The 15,423-nt window shown below is 62.6% G+C and carries 14 protein-coding genes; 11 read left to right on the forward strand and 3 right to left on the reverse strand.

Features of this window, described 5'->3' with window-relative positions; translation table 11 throughout:
- Positions 1-492 precede the first annotated feature (492 nt).
- On the forward strand, positions 493-870 hold the full coding sequence (locus ACF8R3_RS12470; RefSeq protein ID WP_392515676.1) for a hypothetical protein: 378 nt from the start codon (positions 493-495) through the stop codon (positions 868-870).
- Positions 871-943: 73 nt separating this feature from the next.
- Here the strand turns inward: ACF8R3_RS12470 and ACF8R3_RS12475 are convergent, their stop codons facing one another.
- A complete protein-coding gene (locus ACF8R3_RS12475) occupies positions 944-2,929 on the reverse strand; it encodes a hybrid sensor histidine kinase/response regulator (RefSeq protein ID WP_197844435.1) in 1,986 nt (661 codons plus the stop codon).
- Between the two features lie 262 nt (positions 2,930-3,191).
- Between ACF8R3_RS12475 and ACF8R3_RS12480 the strand changes: the two genes are divergently transcribed.
- The 8 genes from ACF8R3_RS12480 (at position 3,192) to lnt (ending at position 10,687) form a co-directional block, all read left to right on the forward strand.
- Entirely contained in the window at positions 3,192-3,989 is a 798-nt protein-coding gene (locus tag ACF8R3_RS12480; protein ID WP_058638963.1) for a hydroxymethylpyrimidine/phosphomethylpyrimidine kinase, read from the forward strand.
- Positions 3,990-4,002: 13 nt separating this feature from the next.
- The gene (gene thiE, locus ACF8R3_RS12485; protein WP_058638962.1) at positions 4,003-4,626 is read left to right on the forward strand and encodes a thiamine phosphate synthase; all 624 of its coding nucleotides are present in this window, start codon (positions 4,003-4,005) and stop codon (positions 4,624-4,626) included.
- Positions 4,627-4,642: 16 nt separating this feature from the next.
- Complete coding sequence (gene hemL, locus ACF8R3_RS12490) at positions 4,643-5,926, forward strand: glutamate-1-semialdehyde 2,1-aminomutase (protein WP_058638961.1); 1,284 nt, start codon at positions 4,643-4,645, stop codon at positions 5,924-5,926.
- A gap of 254 nt (positions 5,927-6,180) precedes the next feature.
- A complete protein-coding gene (locus ACF8R3_RS12495) occupies positions 6,181-6,726 on the forward strand; it encodes a tetratricopeptide repeat protein (protein WP_058603547.1) in 546 nt (181 codons plus the stop codon).
- Positions 6,727-6,831: 105 nt separating this feature from the next.
- A complete protein-coding gene (locus ACF8R3_RS12500; RefSeq protein WP_028687151.1) occupies positions 6,832-7,830 on the forward strand; it encodes a PhoH family protein in 999 nt (332 codons plus the stop codon).
- Entirely contained in the window at positions 7,823-8,296 is a 474-nt protein-coding gene (gene ybeY, locus ACF8R3_RS12505) for an rRNA maturation RNase YbeY (protein ID WP_058638960.1), read from the forward strand. The genes ACF8R3_RS12500 and ybeY overlap by 8 nt, the downstream gene beginning before the upstream one ends.
- Positions 8,297-8,321: 25 nt before the next feature.
- Positions 8,322-9,161: an HlyC/CorC family transporter gene (locus ACF8R3_RS12510; RefSeq protein WP_023534628.1), complete on the forward strand. Its 840-nt coding sequence runs from the start codon at positions 8,322-8,324 to the stop codon at positions 9,159-9,161.
- Positions 9,162-9,169: 8 nt separating this feature from the next.
- Entirely contained in the window at positions 9,170-10,687 is a 1,518-nt protein-coding gene (gene lnt / locus ACF8R3_RS12515; protein ID WP_100850736.1) for an apolipoprotein N-acyltransferase, read from the forward strand.
- Positions 10,688-10,732: 45 nt separating this feature from the next.
- Here lnt and ACF8R3_RS12520 read toward each other — a convergent pair whose 3' ends face one another.
- Both ACF8R3_RS12520 and ACF8R3_RS12525 read right to left on the reverse strand, forming a co-directional pair.
- The gene (locus ACF8R3_RS12520; protein WP_058638958.1) at positions 10,733-11,494 is read right to left on the reverse strand and encodes a YdcF family protein; all 762 of its coding nucleotides are present in this window, start codon (positions 11,492-11,494) and stop codon (positions 10,733-10,735) included.
- 115 nt (positions 11,495-11,609) lie between these two features.
- Positions 11,610-11,924 carry a hypothetical protein gene (locus ACF8R3_RS12525; RefSeq protein ID WP_078477937.1) on the reverse strand — a complete coding sequence of 105 codons (315 nt, stop codon included), beginning with the start codon at positions 11,922-11,924 and terminating at the stop codon, positions 11,610-11,612.
- Between the two features lie 224 nt (positions 11,925-12,148).
- Here ACF8R3_RS12525 and leuS point away from each other — a divergent pair, with 224 nt between their 5' ends.
- Together leuS and lptE are read left to right on the forward strand one after the other, a co-directional pair.
- Positions 12,149-14,755: a leucine--tRNA ligase gene (gene leuS, locus ACF8R3_RS12530; RefSeq protein ID WP_145253606.1), complete on the forward strand. Its 2,607-nt coding sequence runs from the start codon at positions 12,149-12,151 to the stop codon at positions 14,753-14,755.
- Between the two features lie 61 nt (positions 14,756-14,816).
- On the forward strand, positions 14,817-15,422 hold the full coding sequence (gene lptE / locus ACF8R3_RS12535; RefSeq protein WP_145253609.1) for an LPS assembly lipoprotein LptE: 606 nt from the start codon (positions 14,817-14,819) through the stop codon (positions 15,420-15,422).
- Position 15,423: the final 1 nt, after the last annotated feature.

Below are 15,423 nucleotides of genomic sequence, written 5' to 3' on the forward strand. Positions count from 1 at the left end.
GCTCATAGCATTTCCAACCTACCACATTCGCAAAGGTGCGCTTGATCCACTCGATTACCAGAATTTTCCAGCCTCCCTTAAAAAGAAGATCAACACCGCATCCTGGCTGAACACAGTAGCGTTCACTTGGCTAACAGTCGGTTACTTTTTCCTACTACCAAGGTGAAACTGTTTACTCATTACACGCACCATGGATCCACGCTGATGATTGGGTATTCGACGCATCTGGGCGAGCTGGCAAGTAGGCCAGGTACTCGAAGCTCGCACGGCGGACGGGAATACAAAGCCATGTTGAAGAACACTATTTACTGAGCCTGACGATTTTGGCTTGCCCAAAATGGTCGGGGCCAAAGCAGCTAATGAAGTGATACTTATTTCTTCCAGAAGAACTGCCTTGACGGTGCTGCATATGACATCTTGACCCCTGCAACAGCGCCTCTGACGGGAAGCCTTCGTGCATGCAATTAAGCGAAAACTTTCGAGGCCTTGAGAATGATCAAGAATTTTGACATTACGTTTCAATTACTTTTTCTTGCCACTCCCTTTGCCCTCGGACTGACTGGCCTCGTCATGGATCTGCGTATCGCAGGCTCCAAAGAATACAAAATCATGATTGGGGCCCTGCAGCGCAGTGCGTGCCTACCCTTTATTGTCACCCTTTGTGGTGAAAAGACTTTGCGTGCGAGAATGTTTGTGACATTCATGGTCGCCGGGGTCATAAAGTATCCAAAATCAGGTATTCGACAAGGCATGCTTGACGCACAAGACTATGAGCAATTTCCACCATCCATGAGAAAGCGGATTGTGGCCGCCTCATGGCTGAACACAGTCGCCTTCGGCTGGTTAATCATAGGTTCTTACTTTCTTTGATACCCCGAGTCGCACGCCCACGTTATCGCACTGTCCATTTAGCTAACAGCAAATCGTCCTAACCTACCGATGCTTACCGCCAACGCCGCCCCTCACTCCCCTGCACAGCCACCTGCCCCTGCGAAATCGCCAACTCCACACTCATCTCGAACCGACTGCCCACCCCAGGCGCCGATTGATGTGACAGCCGTGCCCCCAGCAATTCGCTCATCTGCCGGCAGATGGCAAGGCCAATGCCCAACCCGCCGTAGCGCCGGGTCATGGACCCATCCACCTGGAAAAACCGCTGGTAAAGAATCGACTGGTCAAGGTCTTCGAAACCGATACCCGTGTCGCTCACGGTAAACGTCAAGGCCAGTTGATTAGGCCCCCTGTGCTGTCCGCGAACCTGGATCATCACACCACCCTGATGGGTGAATTTCAGGCCATTGTCCACCAGACATCCCAGGCAGCGGGCCAGCTTCGGCCCATCGCCCACCAGTCGGTCGGGCAGGTCCGCCGGGATGTCCACACTTAAATACAGGCCCTTGCCCAGTGCCTGGCCGGCATAGCCAGCGCGCACGCCGTGCAGCAGTGCCCGCAGGTCGAAAGGTGCTGGCTGCGCACGCAGCCGCCCTGCCTGGAGTTCGGACAAGGTCAGGATGGCGTCGACCATGTTCATCATGCCCTGGGCCGAACCCACCGCTGTCTGATGAAAGCGGGCCATTTCCGCGTCCATCGGCAGGGTATGCATCAACTCCAGGGAACCGATCACGCCATTCATTGGGGTGCGCAGTTCGTGGGTGGCGCAGGCCAGAAACTCGTCTTTGAGCCGGTTGCTGTTGGCCAGTTGCTGGTTGAGTAGCTCCAGTTGCTGCCCCGTTTCACGCAGGGTACGGGCCTGCTCATCGCGCAGCGTCTTGATGCGGTCGGCCAGGGCCAGCGATAGCAACGCCACTTCCAGCGCAGCACCCAACTGACTGGCATACATGGTCAGGAACATGTTCGGCAGGTAGCCCAGCACCATCAGCGTGTTGACCAGCCCCCCGAGCAGGAACGCGGTCCAGGCGATGATGAACCAGCGCGCCACGCGCAGCCCGCGCCGCCAGGCGTTGAGCCCTGCACACAAAACGCCCAGGCTGAACACGAGCGCCAAGGCGGTGGCAAGGCGCATGGCCACGCCATAGGGCACGCTCACGGCCAGCACCATCACCACGGCACCGCCCAGCATCAGCGCCTGCAGCAACCGGTCGAAGCCGCGGCTTTGATGGCGAAGTTGCAGAAAATGCCGGGCGAACTGGGAGCCGAACAGCGCAGCTGCGCCGACGAACAACGGTGTGCAGGCATTGGCCCACCATGGGCTGTCGGGCCACAGGTAAGCGATGCCGGCGCCATTGACCGAGACCTGGTAAAGACCGAAGGAGGCGATGTAGAGGATGTAGTACAGGTAGCTGACGTCCCGCACGCTCAGGTACAGGAACAGGTTGTACACCAGCATCACCAACAGCACCCCGTAGATCATCCCCAGCACATACAGGCGCGTGGCCTGGGCTTCCAGGTAGGCCTGGGGCGACCAGAGGGCCAGCGGCGCCTGCACCGAGCCCTGGCTATGCAGCCGCAGGAAGACGGTGGTGACCTGCCCAGGCGGCAATTGCAGGTTGAACAGGTAATTGTCCTGCCGAACCTCCCGACTTGAGTAAGGCAGTGCGTCACCGGTGCGCTGGGCCAGGTGAAAGCGCCCGTCCGGGCCCTTCAGGTAAAGCTCGAGGTGGTCGAGGGGTGGGTAGGCCAGTTCCAGCAACCAGTGCCGGGGCATGCCCGGCTCCGCGTCAGGGTGCAGCTCGAGCTTGAGCCAGAACACCGACTTGGAAAACCCGGCATTGAGCACGTCTTCAGGGTGGGAAAGAAAATGCTGTGCGAAGTCGGGCGCACTGACCTCCGTGATGCTGGCGCTGCCGTCCGGGTCTTCGTAGACCTGCATGACCTTGCCCAGAGGCAGGTGACGGGTGGCCGCGGTGATGTCCACCGCCTCGGCGAATGCGGGCAGCAAACCCATGAGCATAATCAGCAAATAGCGCATACAGCCCCAGCATGGCCTGTCCGGTCGCGTCGCGGTTGCCCCCTTTCCGTTTGAGACGACGAAATCCTGCAGAACCTGTTTATCGATTTATCTGCGCACTCTAGCACAGCTTCTAGGTGCATCGAGCGGCGGCACAAAACCCACAGGACCGCTCTGGCACGGGCATAAGCGGCGTTGAGCGTTGCCCATCTCGCACCAAAAAATCCACCGACCTGCACGGGCAAGGTCCGCACAAACAGGTTTGGTGGTAAGCTCGCCGACCATGAATACCTACGCCTCCCGCCCCGTTGTCCTCTGTCTCTCCGGCCACGACCCCAGTGGCGGCGCCGGCTTGCAGGCAGATATCGAAGCCCTGCTTGCACAAGGTTGTCATGCCGCGCCCGCGGTGACCGCCCTGACCGTGCAGGATACCGTCAATGTCTCCGACTTCCGCGTGCTCGACCGTGAGTGGGTGCTGGCCCAGGCCAATGCCGTGCTCACCGACTCCACGGTGGCTGCGGTCAAGCTGGGCATGCTCGGCTCGATCGACATGGTCGATACCGTGGCCGAGCTGCTGGCTGCGCACCCGCACCTGCCGTTGGTGTGCGATCCGGTGCTGCGCGCAGGCGGCGGCGGGCGCCTGGGCAAGGATGAAGTAGGCTATGCCCTGCGTGAACGCCTGTTGCCGCTGGCGACCATCACCACGCCAAACCTGCCCGAAGCCCGCATTCTCGCCGAGTTGCCCGAAGGCAGCGCCGACGAGTGCGCTGCCAGGCTGCTGGAGTTCTGCCCGCACGTGCTGATCACCGGCGGACACGGCGACGAGGTCGAAATCCACAACCGTCTGTACAGCCGCGACGGTCACCGCAGCACCTCGACCTGCCAACGCCTGCCGGGCAGCTACCACGGTTCGGGCTGCACCCTGGCCAGCGCCCTGGCGGGTCGACTGGCCTTGGGCGAGCACCTGGAAAGCGCCGTGCGCACCGCCCTGGACTACACCTGGCGCACCCTGCGCGATGCGGAGCAGTTGGGACGGGGCCAGTTCGTGCCTCGGCGCCTGCCTCTGGATTTCTGCTCCTGACTCGAGGTGCTCGATGACCCTACGCGGCCTGTATGCCATCACCGACAGCCAACTGCTGGCCGGCCGATTCCTGTCTCATGTGGAGGCAGCGCTCGAAGGGGGTGTATGCCTTCTGCAGTACCGGGACAAAAGCGATGACGCCGCGCGGCGCTTGCGTGAAGCGCAGGCACTCCAGCAATTGTGCGAGCGCTATGGCACTCAGCTGCTCATCAACGACGATGCCCAACTGGCCAGGCACCTTGGCGTGGGCGTACACCTGGGGCAAACCGATGGGCCGCTGACCCCTGCACGCGCCCTGCTGGGCAGCGCGGCGATCATCGGCTCGACCTGCCATGCCAGCCTCGACCTGGCCGACCAGGCAGCCCGCGAAGGCGCCAGCTACGTCGCCTTCGGCCGCTTTTTCACCTCCAGCACCAAACCCGGCGCTCCGGCTGCCGACGTCCGTCTTCTGGCGCAGGCTCGCGCCCAGGTGAACCTGCCGATCGCCGCCATCGGCGGGGTCACCCTCGACAATGCCGCCGCACTGGTGCACCACGGTGCCGACCTGCTGGCGGTGATCCACGGCTTGTTCGGTGCCGACAGTGCGCAGGAAGTCACCCGCCGCGCCCGCGCCTTCAATGCCTTGTTCGCATCCTGATTCGAGAGAACTTTCCATGTCCCGTTCCGAAGCACTTTTCGCCCAAGCCCAGAAACACATCCCCGGTGGTGTGAACTCGCCCGTGCGCGCGTTCAAGAGCGTGGGCGGCACCCCATTGTTCTTCAAGCATGCCGAGGGCGCCTACGTCGTCGACGAAGATGACAAGCGCTACGTCGACTACGTGGGCTCCTGGGGCCCGATGATCCTGGGCCATGGCCACCCTGACGTGCTGGACTCGGTACGTCGCCAGCTGGAACACGGGCTGTCCTATGGCGCCCCGACCGCCATGGAAACCGAAATGGCAGACCTGGTGTGCTCGCTGGTGCCTTCCATGGAAATGGTGCGCATGGTCAGCTCGGGTACCGAAGCGACCATGAGCGCCATCCGCCTGGCCCGTGGCTACACCGGCCGTGACGCGATCATCAAGTTCGAAGGCTGCTACCATGGCCACTCCGACAGCCTGTTGGTCAAGGCCGGTTCCGGTCTGCTGACCCAAGGCGTGCCCAGCTCGGCCGGCGTGCCCGCCGACTTCGCCAAGCACACCCTGACGCTGCCCTTCAACGACATCGCCGCCGTCGAGAAGACGCTGGCTGAAGTGGGCCAGACCGTAGCCTGCATTATCGTCGAGCCGGTTGCCGGCAACATGAACTGCGTACCGCCGGCGCCGGGCTTCCTCGAAGGCCTGCGCGAGCAGTGCGACAAGCATGGGGTGGTGTTGATCTTCGATGAAGTGATGACCGGTTTCCGGGTTTCGCTGGGTGGTGCGCAGGCGCACTACGGCATTACCCCCGACCTGTCGACCTTCGGCAAGATCGTCGGCGGCGGCATGCCGGTCGGCTGCTTCGGCGGCAAACGCGAAATCATGGGCTGCATCGCCCCGCTGGGCCCGGTCTACCAGGCGGGTACGCTGTCGGGCAACCCGCTGGCCATGGCCGCCGGCCTGACCACGCTCAAGCTGATCAGCCGCCCGGGCTTCCACGCCGAGCTGACTGACTACACCAGCCGCATGCTCGACGGCCTGCAACAGCGCGCCGATGCTGCCGGCGTGCCGTTCGTGACCACTCAGGCTGGCGGCATGTTCGGCCTGTACTTCAGCGGGGCCGACGACATCGTCACCTTCGATGACGTAATGGCCAGTGACGCCGGTCGCTTCAAGCAGTTCTTCCACCTGATGCTCGAGGGTGGCGTGTACCTGGCGCCGAGCGCGTTCGAGGCTGGCTTCACCTCCATCGTTCATGGCGACAAAGAGCTGCAGATCACCCTGGATGCGGCTGAAAAGGCCTTCGCAGCCCTGAAGTAACCCGGCGCCTTCCCACCTTGGTAGCTGGTAGTACCCGCTATCACGGTGGGTATACCGGCCATCGCCAGGGGCATACCCCATGGGAACGGGCGCATGTGCAATGAGGCCATACAGGTAACGAAGGGGTCCTGCCATCAGCCTGTTTCGCCACGCCGACATAAATTCGAGTAAAACTTTGTAAGGTTGGCGCTGCTTATCCCATAATGTGCCACCAGAGACATTGGCCGCAGCTTTGCAGAGGTAAGTCGATCCCCATGAACCGCACCGGCCGCGCCCTCACCCTGGGCTGCCTGTTGCTTCTCCAGCCCCTGCTGGCCCTGGCGGAGGGCGGTAACTCGTTGCTCATCCCGACGACGGGTCGCTGCACCTTGAACGTGCAGCCGCAGGACCTGGCCAGCGCACTCAAAACCTGTGAACAGGTGGCCGATGCCGGCGATGCCCAGGCACAGTACGAGCTGGGCGAGTACTTCTATGCGCAAGCGCCGAAAAACCTCAATAAGGCACTGGACTGGTACCAGAAAGCGTCCCTGCAAGGCCATGCCGAGGCCCAGTACCGCCTTGGGTCGATGTTTTTCCGCGGCGAAGGGGTCAAGGCCAACAACGTGCAGGCCTACATCCTGTTGAAGATGGCGGCAGTCAACGGCGCTGAAGATGCCCTGGACATGGCGGACGAAGTCACCGAACAGATGCCCAGGGACGACCTGGAGCATGCGACGCAGGTGCTCGGCCAGATCTTCCGCAAGTACCTGCTCGAGCTGCAGAACGCCGAGGGTCGCTCGCCGTTCTCCCCGCTGCCCTAGGCTTTGCTTGCAGAATGCCGTTGAGCCCATCAGGACTTTCGCCACTGCCATTCAAGGGTTATTCTTGAGCTCACACTCATTGCCGTCGGGCGGCTAAAAACGACCTTGAACGCACCCATCGAACCCCATCGTTTCATCCTCGAACCTTTCGAGGCCCACCGTTTCGCCAACTTGTGTGGCCAGTTCGACGAGCACCTGCGCTTGATCGAACAACGCCTTGCCATCGAGATCCGCAACCGCGGCAATCAGTTCGAACTGATCGGCGAATCCAAGACCACCCATGCTGCCGAGCAACTGCTGCGCCGTCTCTACCGCGAGACCCAGGCCACCGAGCTGTCGCCGGAAACCGTGCACCTGTACCTTCAGGAATCGGCCGTCGAGCACATCGACAACCCGGCGGTGAACGAGGTCAGCGTCTCGCTGCGCACACGCAAGGGCAATATCCGACCACGGGGCGCCAACCAGCAGCGCTACGTCAAGGAGATCCTGGCCAACGACATCAACTTCGGCATCGGCCCGGCCGGTACCGGCAAGACGTACCTGGCCGTGGCGTGTGCTGTCGACGCACTGGAACGTGAACAGGTTCGCCGCATCCTGCTGGTGCGCCCGGCCGTTGAAGCTGGCGAGAAGCTCGGGTTCCTGCCTGGCGACCTTGCACAGAAGATCGACCCTTATCTGCGCCCGCTCTACGATGCCCTTTATGAAATGCTGGGCTTCGAGCACGTGGCCAAGCTGATCGAGCGTCAGGTCATCGAAATTGCGCCGCTTGCCTACATGCGCGGTCGCACCCTGAACAACAGCTTCATCATTCTCGACGAAAGCCAGAACACCACGCTCGAGCAGATGAAGATGTTCCTCACCCGTATCGGCTTCGGCTCCACGGCGGTGATCACCGGCGACATCACCCAGGTCGACCTGCCCCGGGGCACCAAGTCGGGCCTGGCGCATGTGATCGAAGTGCTGCGGGACGTGCCGGGCATCAGTTTCACCCACTTCCAGCCCAAGGACGTGGTACGTCACCCCTTGGTGCAGCGCATCGTAGAGGCCTATGACCGCTTCGAAGCCCGCCAGGCCACTCCCGAGGCGCCCGGCAAAAATGCTTGAACTGGACATACAACGGGCGACACAGGCTGTCGCCCCGGTCGATGCCGACTTTCGCCGCTGGTGCGAGCTGGCCTTGCAGCAACGCAAGGCCGACTCGGAGATGACCATTCGTCTTGTGGACGAAGCGGAAGCGCGCGAGCTTAATCACACGTATCGGCACAAGGACTATGCGACCAACGTGTTGTCCTTCCCGGCCGACGTGCCAGACGAATTGCTCGACATCCCCTTGCTGGGCGACCTGGTGATCTGCGTCGCGGTGGTCGAACGCGAGGCGGCCGAGCAAGGCAAGTCGCTGGCGGCGCACTGGGCGCACCTGGTCATACACGGCTGCCTGCATCTGCTCGGTTACGACCACATCGAGGATGAGGAAGCCGAGGAGATGGAAAGCCTGGAACGAGAATTGCTAGCGCAACTGGGTCACCCGGACCCATACGCCGATGACGAAACCGAATCAACCCCACACTGATAGACCAAGGATCACGAGAACCGCCATGAGCGAAGATCGATCGAGCAACGGGCAGAAGTCCTGGCTGGGTAAACTGACCCAGGCTTTTGCCCATGAGCCGAAAAACCGCCAGGAGCTCCTGGAGCTGCTGCGCGAAGCACATCAGAACAAGCTGCTGGACAGCGAGGCGCTGACCATCGTCGAAGGTGCCATCCAGGTGGCGGACCTTCAAGTGCGTGACATCATGGTGCCGCGCTCGCAGATGAACAGCATCAAGGCTGGCCAGTCGCCTCGCGAGTTCCTGCCGGCGGTGATCGACGCGGCGCACTCGCGCTACCCGGTAATCGGCGAAAGCCATGACGATGTGCTCGGTGTCCTGCTCGCCAAGGACCTGCTGCCGCTGATTCTCAAGGAGAACGGCGACAACTTCGACATCAAGACGCTGCTGCGCCCGGCCACTTTCGTGCCCGAGTCCAAGCGCCTGAACGTGCTGCTGCGCGAGTTTCGCGCCAACCACAACCACATGGCCATCGTCATCGATGAATACGGCGGCGTGGCTGGCCTGGTGACCATCGAGGATGTGCTCGAACAGATCGTCGGTGATATCGAAGACGAACACGACGTCGAAGAGGACAGCTACATCAAGCCGCTGCCCAACGGCGACTTCCTGGTCAAGGCGCTGACGCCGATCGAGCACTTCAACGAGTCCTTCGACAGCGCGTTCTCCGACGATGAGTTCGACACCGTCGGCGGTTTGGTGATGAGTGCATTCGGCCATCTGCCCAAGCGCAACGAAACCACCGAAATCGGCGCGTACAAGTTCCGCGTGCTCAACGCCGACAGCCGCCGGATACACCTGCTGCGCCTGACCCCGATCAACCGTTAAGGAACGACATGCGCTGGATCACCCGCCCCGGCTGGCCCGGTAACCTGCTGGCCCTGGCGGCCGGCGCTTCTACCCTCCTGGCCCTGGCGCCATTCGATCTGTGGCCACTGGCGCTGTTGTCCATCGCCGTGCTCTACCTGGGCCTGCGCGAGCTTAGCCCGCGCCAGGCCCTGTGGCGTGGCTGGTGGTTCGGCTTCGGCCTCTACGGCGCCGGCACCTGGTGGATCTACGTCAGCATGACGAACTACGGCGGCGCCTCGCCGCTGTTGGCCATCGCGCTGCTGGTTGCGTTCTTTGCGGCCTTGGCCTGGTTCTTTGCGCTGCCCACCTGGTTGTGGGCACGCTGGTTGCGGCGCAACGAGGCGCCGCTTGCCGATGCCCTGGGCTTTGCTGCCCTGTGGGTGGCGCAAGAGGCGTTTCGTGGCTGGTTCCTCACCGGCTTCCCGTGGTTGTACGCAGGCTACAGTCAGCTGGACGGCCCGCTGGCCGGCCTGGCGCCTCTGGGCGGGGTGTGGCTGGTGTCGTTTGCGTTGGCCCTGACGGCTGCGCTGCTGTGCAACCTCAACCGTTTGCGTACCCGCCCGGGCTTTCTTGCCATCGCCTGCGTGCTGCTGCTCACTCCCTGGGCAGTAGGATTGGCACTCAAAGGGCATGCCTGGACTACTCCGGCAGGCGACCCACTCAAGGTCGCTGCCATTCAGGGCAACGTCGAACAGGACGTGAAGTGGGACCCGGCGCATATCGACGCCCAGTTGGCCCTGTACCGCGACCTGAGTTTCAGTTCAAAACCTGCGGACTTGTTGATCTGGCCGGAAACGGCGGTACCTGTGCTCAAGGACCAGGCGCAAGGATACATCGACATCATGGGGCGCTTCGCCGCAGACCGGCATTCGGCCCTGATCACCGGCGTGCCGGTTCGCGAGGTGGTGCACCGTCAGCGTCGCTACTTCAACGGCATCACCGTCACGGGCGAAGGCGACGGCACCTACCTCAAGCAGAAGCTGGTGCCCTTTGGTGAATATGTCCCGCTGCAGGACATGCTGCGGGGGCTGATCGAGTTCTTCAACCTGCCCATGTCGGATTTCGCCCGGGGCCCTGAGGACCAACCGCTGCTCCAGGCCAAGGGTTATCAGATCGCGCCTTATATCTGCTACGAGGTGGTCTACCCCGAGTTTGCCGCCGGCCTGGCGGCACGTAGCGACTTGCTGCTGACCATCAGCAACGACACCTGGTTCGGCACTTCCATAGGCCCGCTGCAGCACTTGCAGATGGCCCAGATGCGTGCGCTTGAAGCCGGCCGCTGGATGATCCGGGCCACCAACAATGGCGTGACGGCCTTGATCGACCCGTTCGGGCGCATCACGACCCAAGTGCCTCAGTTCCAGCAGGCAGTGATGTACGGCGAGGTGGTGCCGATGCAGCAGCTGACGCCTTATCTGCAATGGCGTTCCTGGCCGCTTGCAATCGTTTGTGGGTTGCTGCTGGTCTGGGCGTTGATGGCCGGGCGTGTGGCCAGGGCAGTGTGACGGGGCTTTGAAGTTGACGTTCCAAGGGGCTGTTGCTCAGCCCTTTCAGTAGAACAACCGATACCCCACCAGCCCAGCCACCTCATTGAGCAACTGCCCGCTCTGCCACATGGCCCGGCTTTCCGGCAGCCAACCACCGAATGGCCGCGCCGGATCACGGCCGAGGAAGCCGACTGGCGCGGGTACCACTTCGAAACCTGCCTGCTCGAAGCTCCAGCGTGAGCGCTGCATGTGCCAGGCCTGGGTCACCACCACGACGCGGCGTATCCCCAACGGCTCAAGCACACTCGCCGAGTGCTGGGCATTTTCCCAGGTGGTGCGGCTCGCCTGCTCCAACCACTTCACCTCAATGCCGAAGTCGTCATGCAGGCTGTCGGCCATCAGCTGCGCCTCGCTGGGTGGTGTGCCGTAGTGCAGCCCGCCGCTGGTCAGCACCGGTAGCCCGGACGCCTTGGCCAGGCGAGCGGCAAAGCGCAGCCGCTCCAAGGCCGTGGGCGTCGGCTGGTCGACACCCGCCCAGGCAGGGTCGCCCCGTTCACGCCCTGCGCCCAGCACGACGATGGCATCGGCCCGCTGCTTGAGGCCAGCCCAGTCCTGCCCGGCTAGCGCAGGCTCCGTCTCCAGGGCTCTTGCCAGGTACTGAACGGCCACCGGCAAGCTGGTCATCCACAGCCCGCCTAGCCCTGCCACAAAGCACACAGCGGCCAGCCGGGGGCGACGCCTGCGCAGCCACCAGGCTGCAAGCAGCAGGAGAAACAGCACGCCTGGGGGTAACAACCACTGTTTGATGAAATACCGAATGGGCATGCACACCTCCTTCGAAGGTGTGCAGACTAAAAGCATCGGCGCCGGCCAACAACATGGCCGGCGTCGATCAAGGTCGGATTACTGTGCAAACCCTTGAAAGGCGCCGCGCAAACCCCTAGCGGCGGGAGGCCTTGCGTGGGCGTGGCGTGCGCACTGTGCGCTTGATGTCCTTGAGCCAGATGATCCTGGCCGACGCAGGTTCAGCTTGCGGCCTAAGGTTTGCAGCCTCGTCGGCGCGTTTCTGGAAGGTATCCAGATAAGTTTTGATCACCTCGAACTCGGCGCGGCTCAAACCACGCAACTCCAACTCGGCTGGCGCCTCGTCCCGAAGCCGCATGGACGTTCTGGCTGTATCCAGGGCAAGCCCGAGCCTATCGATCAGGCGCTCATAGAGTTCTGGTTTTCCTGCAGGTAGCTGCGACTCTCCCATTCGTTCACCTCATTGAAGATAACGATTATCTCCCCCACCCGAGAGCTTAGCGTCGTTGCGAAAAGCAGCCCGACGCTGCGACCAGCGGCCATTCGCAACGAACGTTTCCCACGATGCGCGGCGCTGCTGTATGCTACGGCGTTCACTCCCGATGACACCGGAGTGCCGGACGCAGCGAGGTTCGCTGCCTGGAAAGGTCTCCTCTCTCTCAGCCAAAAGTAGCCATGCACGAACAATACACGCCCCGTGATATCGAAGCCGCCGCCCAGACATTCTGGGACGAGCAACAATCGTTCGCTGTTACCGAACAGCCAGGCAAGGACACGTACTACTGCCTGTCGATGTTCCCGTACCCGAGCGGCAAGCTACACATGGGCCACGTGCGCAACTACACCATCGGCGACGTTATTGCCCGCTACCAGCGCATGCTGGGCAAGAACGTCCTGCAGCCAATGGGCTGGGACGCTTTCGGCATGCCTGCCGAAAACGCGGCGATGAAGAACAACGTCGCCCCGGCCAAGTGGACCTACGAAAACATCGACTACATGAAGACCCAGCTCAAGAGCCTGGGCCTTGCCATCGACTGGGCCCGCGAGGTCACCACCTGCAAGCCCGACTACTACCGTTGGGAGCAGTGGCTGTTCACCCGCCTGTTCGAGAAGGGCATCATCTATCGCAAGAACGGCACCGTTAACTGGGACCCGGCTGACCAGACCGTGCTGGCCAACGAACAGGTCATCGACGGACGCGGCTGGCGTTCCGGCGCGCTGATTGAAAAGCGCGAAATCCCGATGTACTACTTCCGCATCACCGACTATGCCGACGAGCTGCTGGAAAGCCTCGACGAGCTGCCGGGCTGGCCTGAGCAGGTCAAGACCATGCAGCGCAACTGGATCGGCAAGTCCCGCGGCATGGAAGTGCAGTTCCCGTACGATCAGGCCAGCATTGGCCACACCGGCACGCTGAAAGTCTTCACCACCCGCCCGGACACGCTGATGGGCGCTACCTACGTGGCAGTCGCCGCCGAGCATCCGCTGGCCACCCAGGCGGCCCAGGGCAACCCGGCGCTGCAAGCCTTCATCGATGAATGCAAGGGCGGCAGCGTGGCCGAAGCGGACATGGCCACCCAGGAAAAGAAGGGCATGGCCACTTCCCTGCTGGTTGAGCACCCGCTCACCGGTGAGAAGCTGCCGGTATGGGTCGCCAACTACGTGCTGATGCACTACGGCGACGGTGCAGTCATGGCTGTGCCAGCCCACGACGAACGCGATTTCGAGTTCGCCCGCAAGTACGACCTGCCGGTCAAGGCCGTGGTGCGTACCAGTGCCGGTGACGAGGTCGGTGCCCAGTGGCAGGCCGCCTATGGCGAGCATGGCCAGCTGATCAATTCCGGCGAATTCGACGGCCTGGATTTCGCCGGCGCCTTCGACGCCATCGAAGCGGCGCTGGTGCGCAAGGACCTGGGCAAGTCCCGCACCCAGTTCCGCCTGCGCGACTGGGGCATCAGCCGCCAGCGTTACTGGGGCTGCCCGATTCCGATCATCCACTGCCCGTCTTGCGGCGATGTGCCGGTGCCGGAAGACCAGTTGCCGGTTACCCTGCCCGAAAACGTGGTACCGGACGGTGCAGGCTCGCCGCTGGCGCGCATGCCCGAATTCTACGAATGCAGCTGCCCCAAGTGCGGCGCTGCGGCCAAGCGCGAAACCGACACCATGGACACCTTCGTCGAGTCCTCGTGGTACTTCGCGCGCTACGCCTCGCCCAACTACGAAGGCGGCATGGTAGACCCGAAAGCGGCCAACCACTGGCTGCCGGTCGACCAGTACATCGGCGGCATCGAACACGCCATCCTGCACCTTCTGTATGCGCGCTTCTTCCACAAGCTGATGCGTGACGAAGGCCTGGTGACCTCGAACGAGCCGTTCAAGAACCTGCTGACCCAGGGCATGGTCGTGGCCGAAACCTACTACCGCGTCGCCAGCAACGGCGGCAAGGACTGGTTCAACCCGGCCGATGTCGAAGTCGAGCGCGATGCCAAGGCCAAGATCGTCGGCGCGCGCCTGAAGACCGATGGCCTGCCGGTTGAAATCGGCGGCACCGAAAAGATGTCCAAGTCCAAGAACAACGGCGTCGATCCCCAGTCGATGATCGAACAGTACGGCGCCGATACCTGCCGCCTGTTCATGATGTTCGCCTCGCCGCCCGACATGAGCCTGGAGTGGTCCGACTCAGGTGTGGAGGGCGCCAGCCGCTTCCTGCGCCGCGTCTGGCGCCTGGCTCAGGCCCACGTTGCCCAGGGCTTGCCTGGCAAGCTGGAGGTGGCAACCCTGGATGACGCGCAGAAAGTGATCCGCCGCGCCATCCACGCCGCCATCAAGCAAGCCAGTACCGATGTAGGCCAGCACCACAAGTTCAACACCGCCATCGCCCAGGTGATGACCGTGATGAACGTGCTGGAAAAAGCGCCACAGGCCACCGCGCAGGACCGTGCCCTGCTGCAGGAAGGCCTCGAAGCCGTCACCCTGCTGCTGGCCCCGATCACGCCGCACATCTCCCACGAGCTGTGGAAGCAACTGGGCCATGACCAGGCCGTCATCGATGCCGCCTGGCCTGCAGTGGATGAAGCCGCGCTGGTACAGGACACCGTGACCCTGGTGGTGCAAGTCAATGGCAAGCTGCGTGGCCAGATCGAGATGCCAGCCGCAGCCAGCCGCGAAGAAGTCGAAGCCGCCGCGCGCAGCAACGAGAATGTCCTGCGCTTCATCGATGGCCTGGCTATCCGCAAGGTCATCGTAGTGCCGGGCAAACTGGTCAATATCGTCGCCAACTGATGGCAACGCCCGTTCGCAGGCTCTGCGCACGGGCGGAACAGGCTCACGAGGGAGCAACAACATGATCAAACGCAATCTGCTGGTAGTTGGCCTGGCGGTCATGCTCAGCGCCTGCGGGTTCCAGCTGCGCGGCACGGGCACCAGCGAAATGAGCGTCAAGGAGATGGACGTCAGCGCGCGCAACGCTTACGGCCCGACCGTGATTCAACTGCGCGAAGTGCTCGAGCGCAGCGGCGTGAACGTCCACGCAGGCGCACCTTACCGCCTGGTGCTGACCAACGAACAGGAGCGCCAGCGCGCCGTTACCTACAACAGCGGCAACCGCACGGCGGAATTCGAGCTCACCACCGAGCTGGACTACAGCATCCAGGGCCTGAACAACCTGGAGCTGACCAGCGACAAGGTCGAAGTGCGCAAGGTCTATGTGCGTGACGCCTCGAACATCACCGGTTCCGAGCAGGATGCCAAACGCGCCCGTGACGAGATGCGCCGCGACTTGGTCAATGCCATGATCGTGCGCCTGCAAAACCTCACCCCTGCCCAGCTCGATGAATTGCAGCGCAAGGCCGATGAGCGTGCCAAGGCCGAAGCGGATGCGCTGGAAGCCGCGCGTCGCCAGCAGGCCGAGACACCGCAGCAGTCGCCGCTGGAAGTGCCGGGCAACTGAG

Source organism: Pseudomonas sp. FYR_7 (assembly GCF_043106155.1).
GTDB classification, from domain to species: Bacteria; Pseudomonadota; Gammaproteobacteria; order Pseudomonadales; family Pseudomonadaceae; genus Aquipseudomonas; species Aquipseudomonas parafulva_B.